This is a genomic window from Rhizomicrobium sp. (genome assembly GCA_037200985.1).
Taxonomy (GTDB): Bacteria; Pseudomonadota; Alphaproteobacteria; order Micropepsales; family Micropepsaceae; genus Rhizomicrobium.
The window spans coordinates 2,905,436-2,920,870 of record JBBCGJ010000001.1 but is presented as its reverse complement, the minus strand read 5'-3'; the positions used below and the strand labels follow the sequence as shown (position 1 = coordinate 2,920,870).

Here is a 15,435-nt window from a genome sequence, read left to right as displayed (position 1 = left end):
CCGCGAGTTCCGTGCGCATCAACAGCGAATTGCTGCGCGGCCTCCGCATATCGCTCGAGGCGCGTCTTGGCGAGGCAAAGATGACGGTGGAACAGTTGATGGCGCTCAAGCAGGGCAGCGTGGTGACGCTCGAGGCGAGCCTCGCCGATCGCGTCGAACTGTTCCTGAACGACGCGCTGGTCGCCCGTGGCGAGATCGTGGCCGTCGGGGATAAGTTCGGCGTTCGGATCGTCGAAATTTCTCAAAAGCCATGAATGCGAGGCTGCCACGGGCACGGGGCTTGCGGTCAGCCGCCGGTGCGGCCGCGGTCTGGGCCGGGCTAATCTCGGCCGACGCACAGACTCTCGGGCACGGTCCGCCCGACGATATTTCTTTATGGCGTGTCTCGGCGGCTCTCCTCGTTTGTCTTGTGCTGGCGGTCGGAATGGTCTTCGCGCTCAAAGCCGGCGGCGGCCGTTGGTCGTTTCCACGGATGCCGGGGGCGCGAAGTCGCCGTCTCACGATCCTGGAATCGCTGCGCCTCAGTCATCAGGTCGATCTGTGCATCGTGGCATGCGACGGCCGCGAGATCCTCGTCGCCGCGCATACGCAGGGTGTCCAACTCCTGCAATGGCTGCCGCCCGCAGGTGACGGAAGCGGTGCGGAACCGCCGACATGATGCGCGCCGCTATTCTTGCCCTTGTCGCCGCCGTCCTGATCCTGTCGCCATCGGCGGCGCTTGCGCGACCGATACCGCCGCATGTCCCGCCGCCCGCGGCGGTCGCCGCCGGGCCTGTCGCGAATTTGTCGCTGAACGACGAGACCAAGACGTCCGACGTGGTCCGCATCGCGCTGATCTTGACTTTGATGGCGCTACTGCCGGCGATCCTGGTCTGCACGACGTCCTTTGTGCGCATTGTCGTGGTTCTGGCGATGATTCGGCACGCCTTCGGCATGCCGGAGACCCCGCCCAACATGGTGCTGATCAGCCTTGCGATATTCCTCACCGCGTTTTCGATGCTTCCGACTTTCTCGGCGATCGACAGGCAGGCGGTGGAACCGTTTCTCGACGGCCGAGTGACGGTCGCGCAAGCGATCGACAGCGGCAGCGGCCCGGCGCGCGATTTCATGCTCAGACAGGTGCGCGACCGGGATATTCAGACGATGTACGATCTCTCGCGCAAGCCGCTGCCGGCGCGGGCCGCCGACGTCGAGCTGATGCAGCTCGTCCCCGCCTTCATGCTCAACGAGTTGCGCGTGGCGTTCCGCATCGGCTTCGTGGTCCTGCTGCCCTTCCTGCTGATCGATATCGTGGTCTCCAGCGTCCTTCTTGCGCTTGGCATGCTCATGGTGCCTCCCGCGACTCTGTCGCTGCCGATCAAGGTTCTCATGTTCGTCCTGATCGACGGCTGGAGTCTCGTGTTGCACGGCGTTCTCGGCAGTTTTCGGTGAGGTATGCGCGCGGCCGCCGACAGCGATGAGCCGGACGAAGCAGACGAGGCGCGGCTGTGGCGGGCGTACAAACATGGCGGCTCGCGTGCAGCGCGTGAACGGCTGTTCGCCTGGCATGCTTCCTTCGCGCGAAACATCGCCTACCGCCATTATCGCGAGCGCTCGCGCGGCGATATCGAGATCGCCGATCTGCAGCAGCTGGCCTATGTTGGACTGCTGGAGGCGGTCGACCGCTACGATTCGGAGCGCGGCATCCCGTTCCGCGCTTACGCGGCCCATCGCATCTCTGGCAGCATCAGCGACGGCATCGCGCGCTTGAGCGAGGTGCACGAGCAGATTACCTGGCGACGGCGCGTGAACCGCGAAAGGCTGCAATCGCTTTCCGACAGCGGCGATAACGGGTTGACGACCGCGGACGCCATGGAGAAGCTGGCGCAAGTCGCCGTGGGATTGGCGTTAGGCTTTATACTCGAGGGTACGGGCCTGTTCGCGCAGGAATCCGACGAGGGCCCGGTTCCGTTGCCGTCCGCGACGGCATATGACAGCCTGGCTTGGAAGGAGGTCGTCGCACAGGTTCACGCCGAGCTCTCCGCGCTTCCCGAGCGTGAGCAAACGATCCTGAGACAGCACTATATGAATGGCGTAGATTTCGATCAGATTGCGTCTCTGCTGTCGCTCAGCAAAGGCCGCATTTCGCAGATGCATCGCGCGGCCCTCGCGCTGGTGCGAAAACGGATGTCCGCGCGCGGACATTTTCGGTTGGGAGGATGAGGTGGCGGAACGCGGCAGTACCGGGCTCTGCCCGGACAGCACATTGGCCGACCTGGTTGCGTCGCTCGGCGTCGATCGGGGCAGCGCCCAGCGCGAGTTGGACAGGACCTTGTCGAGCTATCCCGGCGATCCGAGGCTGCATTTCTTGAAAGGCTCCATGCTGGCGGCGGGTCAGGACTATGCGGCCGCCTGCGTCGCGATGCGCCACGCCGTCGATCTCGCGCCCGACTACGCGGTGGCGCGATTTCAGCTTGGCCTGCTCCTGCTGTCGAGCGGCGAGCCCTATGCGGCGCAGGAAGCATGGGGCCCGCTCCACGGCCTGGCCACCGAAAATCCGCTGCGGATATTCGCCGGCGGGCTGACCCATCTCATCGGCGATCGTTTCGACGACGCCGTCCGCGAACTCGAACGTGGGATTTCGCTCAATCGCGAGAACGTGCCCATGAACAACGACATGCAGCTGGTGATCGACGAAATTCGGCGTCGCCGGGCGGAGGGCGACGTCGCCTTTTCATCGGTCGATATCCTCCTGCGGCAGGCTGCGCTCAAATCCACCAGGCACTGAGGAACGGTGGAGGAACGCGGATGGAACCGATCTCGAATGCCGACCGGCTCGTCCACTTGCTTCGGCAAAAGCTTCAGGAGCGCGCCAAGGCGCGAGGCGGTGCCGGAGTGCGCGCGCGCAGCGGCGTTCAGGCGCCGGACGAACCGGCCGGCCTGCAGGCGCTGGCCGCAATCGACGGCGCCGACGAGCATCACCTGCGCCGCACTCTGATCCAGAATCTCCTGGCCGATCAGCTCGGGCCGGCGCTTCTCAACGACGCGCAGTTCCAGCAGATCGTCTCACGCGTCACCGAGGCCATCAATGCGGACGAGGCGGCAGCGCGGCTGTTGTCGCGCCTGATCGCCGATCTCAAATCGACCTAAGGTCTATTTGCGGCGGCTCATCGATAGCGCTGCGAGCGCCTGGGCCAGCGTCTCGCCTTTGGGGCCGATCGGCTGCGACATCGCCATGTCGCGCACGCGCTGCGCCATCTGGATGCGGCCGCTTCGCTCCAGCAGCAGGGACTGCGCGAGCGCCGCGCCGAAACATTTGCGGTCGAGCCGAAGCGCGGTCTCGCGGCGCCGCCGCGCGCCCGATTCGTCGCCGGCGAGAACGTCCAGAACCGCCAAGCCGCCGTGGATCTCCGCGAAATTGGGATCGACGGCGAGCGCCTGCTCGAAGCGCGCCCGAGCTTTGGCATTGTCCCCGGCCAGGAAATAGGCCCAGCCGGACGCCACCCAGGAGCCGAGGTGATCCTTGAAGATGTCCGCGCCGCGGTCCATGGCCTGGGCCGCCGCCGCCGCGTCGCCGCTGGCGAGAAGGCTCAGGCCCTTGCCGATCCAGGCGCGTCCATTGGACGGTTGCGCGGCAATCGACGCCTCGAACATCGCAAGGGCCCGGCTGGCGTCATGATCGCCGAGCGTCAGCATGCCCAGCGTCGCGCGGCCCACGGGATCGTCGCCGGCCCGCTCGGCGTAGAGCAAGGCGAGATCGGCCCTTTCGGCGTCCATCGCGAGGCTGGCAAGTGCGCCCATGAGGCGTTCGTTGCCGGGATAGCGTTGCGCCAGATCCTGCCCGAGAGCCAGCGCGTCCTCGAACTTGCCGAGGTGATGCAACATTTCGACTTTGAGAGCCGGCGCACGCGGCGAGACGTCCAGGGTTGCCTCGTCCAGCAGATCGAGCGCCTCCCGATGCCGATCCTGCATCGCCTTCGTCCAGGCCAGGTTGAAGCGCAAGACGGGCGCGTCGGCCCCTGCGTCCCGCAAGCTTTGGAATGCCGCCGCCGCGTCGGCGAAGCGCCCGCTGGCGAGAGCGGTCATCCCGTCCAAATTCGCAAGCTCGGGCGGCAGCGCCTGCAGCGCGCGATACCGTTTGAGCAGCGCGGCGGCGCGCTCGAAATCCTGCGCGTCGTAGGCAGCATGGGCGGCATCGGCCAGGAGCGCCGGATTCGCCGGATCGCGTTCGAGAAAGCGCGATAGCCGATCCAGGCGCGTGTGGGGAAGGGTCGTTGCCTCTGCCGGCATGGCGCACCGTCTGGCGTTCGAGACCAGCTTCCAACGTATCGACAGGCAGAACCCGGCGCAACCCAAACGGCATTTTGCGAGACATATTAGGGTGTTGGATCGACGGATGTTATCCGCCGGCTGTCCGCAAAATAATCCCTAAACGGATTTGTCGTCCTACCGATCAGGTAATAGGGGCTCTGTCCGTGTTGCGGCCGGTCTCCGCTTGGAGGGGTGGGCGATGGTTGCGATTGTCACGGGAATGGGCCTGGGGCTCGAGCGCAGTTCGGGCTGGGTGCTGGGTTCGCGGGGCCAGTTGGGCAGCTCGTCGTTTGGCCGGTATGGCGAGAACGTCACTGTGAACGGCGCGACCGGCAATCTGATGATTGACCGGACGGACGAGATCCTGATTGGGCAGGGTCCCGACAGCGCGGTCTCGCGGGCCTATAACAGCCTTGGGGCGCTCAACGACGACAATGGCGACAATTGGCGCCTCAACGCACAGCGCCAGGTGACCAACCTTACCGGCACGGTGAACACGGCCGGCAGCACGGTGACCCGCACCGACTGGGACGGCTCGGACGAGATCTACACCTACAACGCCACGCTCGGCGCCTATGTCTGCTATCAGGGGAGCGGCGCCTACGACACGCTGAGCTTCGCGGCGAACGTCTGGACCTGGACCGACGGGAGTTCCCGCCACGTCGACACCTACGATGCCTCCAATGGCGGCCGGATCACGGCGACCCGGGACGTCGACGGCAACCAGCTTACCTATGCCTATACCGGGAGTCTCTTGACCCGGGTCACCACCCAGGACGGCGAGCACACCGACCTGACCTGGTCGGGCAACAATCTGACGCAGATCGCGACGACGCTGTCCGGCGGAGCGACGCTGACGCGCACGCGCTACACCTACGATGCGTCGAACCGGCTCTCGACGGTAACGACGGACCTTTCGCCGGAGGACAATGCGATCGCCGACGGAAAGACGGTCGTCACCACCTATACCTATGACGGCACCTCCAAGCGCGTCGCCTCGATCAGCCAGACCGGCGGGGCTCATCTGGCGATCACCTACGACGCCAGTTTCCGCGTCGCGACCCTTGCCCAGACACAGGCCAGCGGCGTCACCAGCACGACGACGATCGGCTACGATACCGTCAACAAGATCACCACCGTCACCGACAATCTGGGCAACGCGACCAAGCTCTACTACGACGCCGCCAACCAGTTGACCCGGATTATGCTGCCTCCCGCGCAGTCGGGAGCGACGGCGCAGAACATCTATTATGCCTATGACGCCAACGGCAACGTCACGTCTGCGACGGACGGTGGCGGCGATGTCGTGACCTACCAATACGACACCAACGGCAACATGACGCTGCAGCGCGATGCGGCCGGCAACACAATCAGCTATTTTTACGATACGACGAACACCAATACGGCGCTGCTCAACAGGCTCCTGACGGCGACGGCCTATTTTGTGCCCGATCCGGACGGCGCCGGCGCGGGCCAGCCGAGCCAACCCAGCACGACGCGCTACGCTTACGATGCCGAAGGCCACCTGCGCTATGTGGTGAGCGCGCAGGGTGAGGTGACCGAGTACCGCTACAACGCCGCCGGCCAGCAGAGCTCGGCGATCGCCTATCGCGACAATACCTACAATGTGACCGGGCTGGGCACGACCACCTCGATCGCGGAAAGCGCCTTGACGAGTTGGGTCGCCGCCATTGCGGACAAGAGCACCAGCGAGCGCGCCGACACGGCCTATGACTTCCGCGGCAACGTGAGCTCCGTGAAGACCTACAGCGCGGCGGCGGCGGACGGCACCGGACTAACCACCCAGCGTTATACGGTCACGTCCTATACCTACGATCAGTTCGGCAACCTCTTGAACACCGCGACAAGCGGGGTCTCGAACGCCCAGGTCTTCGTCTATGACGGCCTGGGCCGTGTCGTCGGCTCGACCGACCTCAACGGCGCCACCACCGCCATCGCCTTCACCGACAGCCTGAACAAGACCGTGGTGACCCTGGCCAACGGCCTGGTCGATACCTCGACCTACAATCTCGCGGGCCAGCTCGTAAGCTCCGTGCAATCGGGCACGGGCGTCGCCACCGGCACGACCGCCTACGCCTACGATACGCTGGGCAATCTGCGCATGGTCAGCGACGCGACCGGCAACAAGACTTACTATCTCTACGATGCGGTGGGCCGCAAGGTCGCCGACATCGCGGCCGACGGCTCGATAACGGAGTATCGCTACGACCAGAGCGACCGGCTGGTGGCGAGCATCGGCTATGCGACGAGACTCACCTCGGCCAATCTGTCTTCGCTGGTCGACGGCAGCGGCAACCCGGCCAACATCGCCCTCAGCACGATCCGGCCGGCGCCGAATGCGGGCGACGTGTGGGGCTGGCGGATCTACGACCACGCCGACCGGTTGATCGAATCGATCGACCAGGATGGCGACGCGACGGTCATCGCCTATGACGGCATGGGCAATGTCGTGTCGACGACATCCTACGCCAACGTCATCGCGGCGGCGACGGTCACCGGCTTCAAGACCACGGCACCGACGACGCTGCAGCTGCCCACCGCCAACGCAGCCAAGGATCAGGTTACCCGCAACTTTTGCGACACGGACGGCCGGCTGATCGGATCGCTGAACGCCGACGGCTATCTGAGCCAGATCACCTACAATACGGCCGGCGAGACGATCGATACCATTTCCTATGCCACAGCCGCGGCGTCTGGACTGAGGGCCACGGGGACCTTCGCGCAGCTGCAGACCAGCGTCGGCACCGTCGCCGCCGACATCCACAATCGTTATTTCTACGACGACGAAGGCGTTCTGCGCTACACGCTCGACGACAATCTGCGGCCAACCGAGTATGTCTACAACGCGACCGGCAAGCTCATTCACACCACGCAATACGGCGCGTCGATCGGCTCGACGTCCAGCTACACGCTGAGCTATGTCGCCGGCCAGATCACCACGCTGAACCTCGCCGCCAACGCCGATACGCGCACGAGTTGGTCGGTCTACAACGCCACGACCGGCAATCTTGCCTATTCGGTAGACGCGCTGGGCGGCGTGACGGGCTTCAACTACGACGCCGTCGGCCATCTGGTGAAGCAGGTGCAATACGCCACGCTCCAGCCGCTCGGCGCCGACGCCAGTCAGGCGACAATGGACAGCTGGGCAGCCGGCCAGGCGTCCAATACGGCCAACCGCATCAGCCGCATGGTCTATGACGTCAAGGGCGAGGTGGTCTACACCGTCGACGCCGAAGGTTATGTCACCCAGATCCTGTATGACACAGCCGGCCGCCAGACCGGCACGATCCGTCTCGCCGCCTCCTACACCGTTACCGATGCGGTGACCCAGGCGAGCCTGGCGACCCAGATCGGCACGATCCCCGCGACGGCGGTTCAGACCAGCGTGGCGTATGACGTCGACGGCCGCATCGTCGACAGTTATGACGGCATGGGCGTGCGCACGCACATCGTCTACGACGCGCTGGGCCGCGTCACCGACACGACAGTCGCCTACGGCACCGGGGATGCCGCGACCGCGCATGTGGTCTACGATGCGGCCGGACGCGTCGCGAACACGACAGTGGGCTATGGCGCGGCGGAGTCTGCGACTATCGCCTACACCTATGACGGCCTGGGCCATGTCCTGACGGTGCTCGACGGCCGCGGCTACACCACGACCTACACCTATGACGCCCTGGGCCAGGTGCTTACCAAGACGGTCCCGATCGACGCATCCAACAGCGCCGTCACGACCTATCAGTACGACGCGTTCGGCAACGTGGCGAAGTCCATCGATGCCCTCGGCAACAGCAGCTACTTCTATTACGACGGCTTGAATCGCCAGACGCTCGCTGTCGACGCCAACGGCTATGCAACCGCTACAATTTATACCGTCGGCAACGCGGTCGTCTCGGCCACGCACTACGCCACCGCCGTCACCGGCACCATCGTCGTCGGCACGCCGCCGACCGTCACGACCAGCGCGACCGAGGACGCCACCACCACCTTCACCCGCGACAAGCTCGACCGCGTCACGAAGGTGACGGACGCGGAGGGCTATTACGAGCAATACACGCTGGACGCGTTCGGCGACCGGCTGACGGTGCGCAACAAGCTGGGCGGCGTCACCACCAACACCTTCGACCGCCGCGGCCTGCTCAAGACCGAGGTCCTGCCGATCAGTTCGACCCGGGCGGACGGCTCCGTCGAGGCCTCCAGCGTCACCAACGCCTATACCTACGACGCGCGCGGCAACCTGCTGACGCGCATCGAGGCCTCCGGCCTGACGGAACAGCGCACCACCACCTACACCTACGACAAGATGAACCGGGTGCTGACGCAGGTGCTCGGCAACACGACGACCGAGATCATCTCCGTCGTCTCGCCGACCGACCTGAAGACGCTCACCAACGTCACGCCGACCACGACCTACAAATACGATTCGCGCGGAAATCTCATCGAGCAGGACGACGCCAACGGCGCGCGCGCCCTCACATATTACGATCACCTCAACCGCCGGATCGCAGCGGTCAATGCGCTGGGCGTGCTGTCGAACTGGACCTACGACGCCAACGGCAACGTGGTCGCTCAGCGTGTCTACGCCACCGCCATCGCGATCCCCACCACTCCGGGCGGCACGCCGCCTTCGCCGGCGGGCGGCGACACCTGGCGCGAGACCGATTACACCTATGACCGCGCCAACGAGCTGCTCACGACCTCGGTCGCCAGCCTGCGCACCGGATCGTGGAACGGCTCGGCCTATTCCACCCAGGCCGTCGGCGCCGGCGCTACCGTCAGCATCGCCAATGTCTACGACAAGAACGGCAATGTCGTGTGCCAGACCGACGGCATCGTCAACGGCAGCGGCGGCAACACCTCCTGGTTCTACTACGACAAGATGAACCGCAAGGTCGCGCAGCTCGACCAGGAAGGCTATCTGACGACCTATGCGCTCGACGCCGACGGCAACGTCACGACCGAGCGGCGCTATGCGACGCGGTTCACCGGCACGCCGACCGCCGCCGCCATCCCCAGCGTCGCCATCGACGCCACCAATGACCGCGTCACCACCTTCACCTACGACCGCAACGGCCGCCGCCTGACGGAGACCCGCACCGGCGTCGTCGCCTGGACGGTCAACGGCACCAACGGCGCGCTGACGGCCGCCGCCACCAGTTCGACGGTCACCTACACCTATAACGGCCTGGGCGAGGTCACGCGCAAGACCGAGGCGACCGGCGACTATACCGCCTATACCTATGACAGCGAGGGCCGCCAGACCTCCGTCGCCGGCACGGCTTTCACCGACTACGCCGGCGCAAACGTCCAGCAACTCACCAATGAGTATTACGACGGGCTCAACGACCTCACGCGCACGGTGGAGAACAGCGCCCACGTCACCACCTACGCCTACGGGGCCGGCGGGCGGCTGGCGACCATGACCGACGCTTCGGGCTTCGCGCGCAGCTATTTCTACGATGCCGACGGACGCACGCTGAAGGTGAGCTATGCCCGCGCCAGGTCCGACGGCACCAGCGTCACCGAAGCCTCGGCCACGCGCTACGACGCGCTCGGCCGCGTCACCTTCCAGTCGGTCGCGACCTACAACGGCACGAGCTGGAGCTTCGGCGACCAGTACCAGATGGGCTACAACGCCTATGGCGAGGTGGTGTCGCGCGGGATCAACGGGGTGACGCAGGAGACCGCCTCCTACGATGGCGGCGGGCGGATGATCCGCAGCACCGCCGGCGACGGCACCGTCAAGCTCTATCTCTACAATGCCGACGGCAAGCAGACGCTCGAGATCGCCTCCGACGGCAACGCCCTGCCGGCCGGCTATGCCTGGTCGAGCCTGACGGTCGATCAGGCCGTGGGCCTGCTCACCAACAACGGCGCCTCCGCCATCGGCACCGTCGCGGTCGCCGGCATGGTCGTCACCATCACCGGATACGACAAGCGGGGCCTGGCCACCCAGAGCGTGGCGCCGCTGCGCCAGCTCAGCACCACGACCACCGCCGCCGTCGCCACCGCGAATGCCTACAACGCCTTCGGCGAGATCGCCCGCCAGACCGACGCGCGCGGCTACGTCACCGATTTCACCTACAACACCATGGGCAAGGTCATCCTGCAGCAGAGCCCGTCCGTCAGCTGGACGTCCGAGAACGGGACCATCGCCACGGGCCGGCCGACCGTCACCAATTATTACGATCTCTCCGGCCGCGTGGTGGGCGTTCGCGACGCCAACAACAATCTCAACACGCGCACGCTTCTCGCCGACAGCGGCTATGGCGGCGCCGATGCCTCGGTGCTGAAGGAGTTCCACGCCGACAGCGGCGTCGTCGCCAATGGCTACGACGTCTTCGGCGACCTGCGCCAGAACACCAACGAGGTCGGCAAGGTCGAGACCTACGCCTATGACGCGATGGACCGGCTGATCACCCAGGTGCACCAGGCGCGCCCGGCGGGCAGCCCGGGCAATCCCACCGGGGCGACCGTCCAGCTCACCGACAGCTACGCCTATGACGGCCTCGGCCAGCGCATCAAGCATTGGAACAGCCAGCTCGGCGCCACGGTGCTCGACACCACCGATTACGATGCCGCGGGCCGGGTGGTGAAGGCCGTCGACATGGGCGGCAACACGACGACCTACGCCTATGCGTGGTCGTCCGCCATCGCGACGGCGGGGCTGGGCACTTTCGGCGGCTGGACCAGGACCACGGTCAACGCCGCCGGCCTCACCGCGACCGAGCAGGACGACAGCTTCGGCCATGTCGTGACCAAGACCGACTTCGGCGGCAGCCCGGACACGCTGACCTACACCTACAACAGCGCGGGCTGGGTTGTGTCGGAAGGCCTGGCGGAGTACGCGCCGGCCTTCACCTATTACAACACCGGGGCGCTGGCGACGGCGGTCTCGGCGGCCGATCACAGCTTCGTCTGGGTGAACGGGATCAGCGGCGATCCGGGCTACTATGTCTACTTCACCGACTGGACGGCGGAGGCCTACGCCACCGACGCGGCGGGCAACCGCGTGCGCGAGACGGTGACGACCTACCACAACATCCAGAACGACAGCGGTGAGGCGGGCCCGCCCAAATACCAGCCGGGCCTGCACGCCACGACCCAGGAGGACGCGACCGTCACCTGGGACGCCGACACGCGGATGGCGAGCTATTCCGACACCGGCGCGGCCAACGGCCTGCTGCCGGCGAGCGTCGCCTGGGAATACGACCTCGGGGGCGACATCCGCCGGATGGTGTCGAGCTACCGGACGCTGGACGCGCAGGGCGCGGCCTCGGCGACCAGCGTGACGCAGGACTACTGGTACAAATACGACGCGATGAACCGCTTCACGCTGACGCAAGGCGCGTTCAGCGGGACGCGGGGCTCGGGCGCCATCGTCGCCGGCACGACGGGCAAGACCGTCGCCTACAATTCCGACGGCTCGCGCGCGAGCGCGGTCAACGCCGCGGACGGGACGAGCGAGGCCTACGCCTACACGGCCGACGGCTATCTGGCCCAGGTGACGGTGGGCGGCGTGGTGCGGGCGAGCTATGCGCTGGACGCGATGGGCCGGGTCACCGACCAGAAGGAGTACAACGCGGCCGGGACGAGCGTGGTCTACGAGCGCACCGCGGTCTACAACACCCGCTCGCAGGTGACCTCGGACCAGGTGACGAGCGTGCGCAGCGACGGGACCTGGGTGACGTCGACGGCCTATTCCTACATCGCCGACAGCGACTTCGACGGGGTCTATGGCGACCATAGCGACCGGTATCTGGGCCAGGTGACGGACGAGATCGCCACCGTGACCAAGAACGGGGTGGCGCAGCCGACGACGGAGGCGGCCTTCTACTATGTGTGGCGCGACGGGGCGCTGGAGGCCAGCGAGAGCTACACGCCCAACCGGGCGGCGGGCGGGCCGCAGCCCAACTACAACAGCTACACCTACGGCCAGGGCGGGCTGCTGGAGAGCGTGGTCGTCGGCGACGGGCGCCCGCGCACGGTGAGCTTCGTGACCAACCTCGCCGGCGAGGTCCTGGCGCGCAACGAGGCCGACAACAACACCGCCGCCGGCGATCCGCATGAGCGGCACTACTACTTCGGCGGCATCGAGGTGGGTGCGATCTCCAACAACGGCACGTCGCGCGTCGACTATGCCCAGTCGATCGCGCAGCACATCGCGGTGCCGGGGACGGGCGCGTTCCGCGGCGGCGCCACGGCGGCGACGTCCTATGCGGATTTCGACCAGAGCTACGATCCGATCAACGGGCTGAACGTCGCCGCCACCGCCGGCCGCTATACGGCGCAGGACGGCGACACGCTGGAAGGGATCGCCTACCAGGTCTGGGGCGATGCGTCCTACTGGTACCTGCTCGCCGACGCCAACGGGCTGATCTCCGACGCCGGCCTTCAGGCGGGGATGAGCCTGATCGTCCCCGACAAGGTGGCCAACAGCCACAACAACAGTTCGACCTACCGGGTCTACGATCCCAACGAGGCCCAGGGCAACAACAGCCCCACCGTGCCCAAGCCCGCCGCCAGGCACGGCGGCGCCTGCGGCGTGTTCGGGCAGATATTGCTCGCGGTGATCGCGATCGCGGTGGCGGTGGTCACGGCGGGCGCGGCCGTCGCGGCGCTTGGACCGGCGGGCATGACCCTCGGCGGCGGGATCGGCACCGTACTGTCGGGCAGCGCTGCCAGTGTTGTGGGCGTGGGCGGCGCCATCGGCATCGGTGTGGCCGCGGGCGCGGCGGGCAGCATCGTGAGCCAGGGCGTTGGTCTGGCGCTCGGCATCCAGAACAAGTTCAGCTGGACCGGCGTCGCGGAAGCGGCGATCGGCGGCGGCATCGGGGCCGGCGTCGCGGCGGAGCTTGGGCCGGCGCTCGGCGGGGTCGATCCGGTCGTGGCGGCGGCGGTGGAAGGCGTGACGAGCAATGTCCTGTCGCAGGGCATCGGGGTCGCCACCGGCTTACAGAAGAGCTTCGACTGGGCGGGCGTCGCGGCGGCGGGTGTGGGCGCGGGTGTCGGCACCTATGTCGGCGGGCAGATCGCCGGCTGGCAGCCCTTCGGCGCGGCGAACGGTTTGCTGAACCAGGGCGCGCGCGGTCTCGTCTCCGGCATGGCCGGCGACATCGCCAACGCCGCCACGCGAACCCTGATCGACGGGTCCGACTTCGGAGACAACGTCATCGCCGCGCTGCCCGATACCATCGGACAGACGGTGGGAAATGCGATTGCGGGAGTGATTCAGGGGTCTGTCACGCAAACCAGCCAGACACCTCAGCCCGGATCGGCAGACTATCACGCGCGTATGGATGCATACAATCAAGCCATAGACAGCGGCATGAGTTCGGACTTGCTTGGTCAGATATATCAATTTCTCGGACTAGACGGCGGCCAAAATATGCTTGACCTCGGCTCGCAACTCTACGGTGACGGTCAGAAAAATACCTATATTCCGCAGGATAAAGCGCAGCAGGACACCTACAATGCGGTTCTTAGTCAGTGGGGTTCTGGTAAGATTGGTGAAGCTTCAAGATTTGCGAGTATAGTTGCAATCAAGGAATGGTTCCAAGCGAATACAGAAACAATTTCTGATTCTGCAATGCATGCGTTCAACATGGGACTTTTGTCGGCCGATGTAAGCTTCAATCAAAGCATACCCGAACTCCTTTCTGGAACCGGTTTTTCTCGCGTAATGGCTAGCCAGCAAGGCCAATTATTTCAGGGTGGTACATCTCCTGTGCTTGTCGACGATGGTTCGGGACTTTACTCGGCGATCTATGTAAGCGGCACGATTGGTAGCAGCGACGCATCATATGTTTTTGCCTATCGAGGAACCGACTTTAGCAGCGCGGCAGATTTGTTCACAAATGCACAAAACAATTTCGACATACCGACTAAGCAATACGAATATGCAGTCGCTGCTGCCCAAGACCTTCTGCCTAGCATTGCAGCCCGCACAGCATTCACTGGGCAGTCACTTGGAGGTGGATTGGCGGAAGCTGGAGCGCTTGCCGTCGGGCGGCCGGCAGTTGTCTTCAATGCGCCTGGGCCGAGTGGTATAGATTTGGCCGTTTACGGCGTGCCAATGAAAAACATTCTCTTGAAGCAGAACCTAATAACAAATTACGACGTCGTGGGAGAATGGCTCGGCGATGCGCAAGCTGCTGGCATAATAAAGTCGTCTTTTGGAGCCACTCGTCCGCTTCCAGATGTTAATCCGCCCACGATCAATGGATCGAAAGTTTCGACCAACGGCTTGAACTTCAACCCGAATTCTCATGGGGTGGAATACGACATCTATGGAATACAGTATTTGGTACAACATCATATTTGGCCGTATTAGGCTATGAAGCAGAGGTAGTAGAATGACGAGGCTTCCAATTTATTGGGCAGCGGTATCGCTGATCTTGCTATTTTCCCCAGCAATGGGCGCAGAGCATTTGGTCGCCGGGCGATCCGCCTCCGAGCAGTTCAATGACCCACAGGTCGCAGCTTTGGCGGAGGCCGCTTGTGCCGGCGACATCTCTGGAGTGGACCGGTTAATACATTCGGGAGTGTCTCCGAATAGCAGAGGTCGCCAAGGAGAAACTGCGCTGATATGGGCTGTGTGGTGCGGCAACTTGGCTGGCGTTGAGGGGCTGCTGAAGAACGGCGGTAATCCAAACTACGTAGTCCCTCACCAGAACTCCGCCACCTATGCGGCAGCTACAAGCCACGATCCAGCTCTTCTAAAGCTGCTACTAAAGTACGGAGGCGACCCCAATGCTTATGCTAAGGATGATCCCGGAAACTCGGCGCTGTTTCGAGCCGAGATTCTTATCGAGAACGGATATGGTTGGGATAATTTCCACGCTCTTCTGGCGGCTGGCGCGAATGTGAATCAAGTTGGTTCTACAGGCCGTTCGGTTGCTTTCTACGCGGCGCTTGGCCGAGAGTACGGTGCTGTGGCCGAACTGTTGGGTCATGGTTACAGCCGCAACCTACCTCAACTCGCCGAGATGGTGGCTTCGCAGCCGTTTGGCGGATCACGAGCCACTGAGATTGCGGCCGAACGCGCTAAGGTTCTTGAGATGTTGAAGCAACAGGGCGTTGCGATACCTATGTCCACCAAAAACTCGATCCGCTACTAGATTC

General features: G+C 64.7%; 9 protein-coding genes. 8 read left to right on the top strand and 1 reads right to left on the bottom strand.

The window, feature by feature from the left end; translation table 11 throughout:
* The first annotated feature begins 11 nt into the window (after nucleotides 1-11).
* The 6 genes from WDN01_14225 (at nucleotide 12) to WDN01_14200 (ending at nucleotide 3,129) form a co-directional block, all read left to right on the top strand.
* A complete protein-coding gene (locus tag WDN01_14225; protein ID MEJ0027181.1) occupies nucleotides 12-254 on the top strand; it encodes a FliM/FliN family flagellar motor switch protein in 243 nt (80 codons plus the stop codon).
* A gap of 170 nt (nucleotides 255-424) precedes the next feature.
* Nucleotides 425-658, top strand: coding sequence for a flagellar biosynthetic protein FliO (locus WDN01_14220; protein ID MEJ0027180.1), 234 nt, complete (start codon nucleotides 425-427; stop codon nucleotides 656-658).
* Complete coding sequence (gene fliP, locus WDN01_14215; GenBank protein ID MEJ0027179.1) at nucleotides 655-1,431, top strand: flagellar type III secretion system pore protein FliP; 777 nt, start codon at nucleotides 655-657, stop codon at nucleotides 1,429-1,431. Before WDN01_14220 ends, fliP begins: the two co-directional genes overlap by 4 nt.
* Before the next feature lie 3 nt (nucleotides 1,432-1,434).
* Complete coding sequence (locus WDN01_14210) at nucleotides 1,435-2,202, top strand: sigma-70 family RNA polymerase sigma factor (GenBank protein MEJ0027178.1); 768 nt, start codon at nucleotides 1,435-1,437, stop codon at nucleotides 2,200-2,202.
* A gap of 1 nt (nucleotide 2,203) precedes the next feature.
* Nucleotides 2,204-2,767 (top strand): hypothetical protein, encoded by a 564-nt coding sequence (locus WDN01_14205; GenBank protein ID MEJ0027177.1) that lies wholly within the window; start codon nucleotides 2,204-2,206, stop codon nucleotides 2,765-2,767.
* Between the two features lie 20 nt (nucleotides 2,768-2,787).
* Nucleotides 2,788-3,129, top strand: a complete 342-nt coding sequence (locus WDN01_14200; protein MEJ0027176.1) for a hypothetical protein — start codon at nucleotides 2,788-2,790, stop codon at nucleotides 3,127-3,129.
* 3 nt (nucleotides 3,130-3,132) lie between these two features.
* Here the strand turns inward: WDN01_14200 and WDN01_14195 are convergent, their stop codons facing one another.
* Nucleotides 3,133-4,269 carry a tetratricopeptide repeat protein gene (locus WDN01_14195; protein MEJ0027175.1) on the bottom strand — a complete coding sequence of 379 codons (1,137 nt, stop codon included), beginning with the start codon at nucleotides 4,267-4,269 and terminating at the stop codon, nucleotides 3,133-3,135.
* 220 nt (nucleotides 4,270-4,489) lie between these two features.
* Between WDN01_14195 and WDN01_14190 the strand changes: the two genes are divergently transcribed.
* Complete coding sequence (locus WDN01_14190) at nucleotides 4,490-14,644, top strand: LysM peptidoglycan-binding domain-containing protein (protein MEJ0027174.1); 10,155 nt, start codon at nucleotides 4,490-4,492, stop codon at nucleotides 14,642-14,644.
* Between the two features lie 22 nt (nucleotides 14,645-14,666).
* Nucleotides 14,667-15,431, top strand: a complete 765-nt coding sequence (locus WDN01_14185; GenBank protein MEJ0027173.1) for an ankyrin repeat domain-containing protein — start codon at nucleotides 14,667-14,669, stop codon at nucleotides 15,429-15,431.
* Nucleotides 15,432-15,435 lie beyond the last annotated feature (4 nt).

Excerpts from the sequence above, each read along its gene's own strand:
- WDN01_14185 (MEJ0027173.1), top strand. The coding sequence starts at position 14,667 with ATGACGAGGCTTCCAATTTATTGGGCAGCGGTATCGCTGATCTTGCTA.
- WDN01_14190 (MEJ0027174.1), top strand. The coding sequence starts at position 4,490 with ATGGTTGCGATTGTCACGGGAATGGGCCTGGGGCTCGAGCGCAGTTCG.
- WDN01_14195 (MEJ0027175.1), bottom strand. The coding sequence starts at position 4,269 with ATGCCGGCAGAGGCAACGACCCTTCCCCACACGCGCCTGGATCGGCTA.
- WDN01_14210 (MEJ0027178.1), top strand. The coding sequence starts at position 1,435 with ATGCGCGCGGCCGCCGACAGCGATGAGCCGGACGAAGCAGACGAGGCG.
- fliP (MEJ0027179.1), top strand. The coding sequence starts at position 655 with ATGATGCGCGCCGCTATTCTTGCCCTTGTCGCCGCCGTCCTGATCCTG.
- WDN01_14200 (MEJ0027176.1), top strand. The coding sequence starts at position 2,788 with ATGGAACCGATCTCGAATGCCGACCGGCTCGTCCACTTGCTTCGGCAA.
- WDN01_14220 (MEJ0027180.1), top strand. The coding sequence starts at position 425 with ATGGTCTTCGCGCTCAAAGCCGGCGGCGGCCGTTGGTCGTTTCCACGG.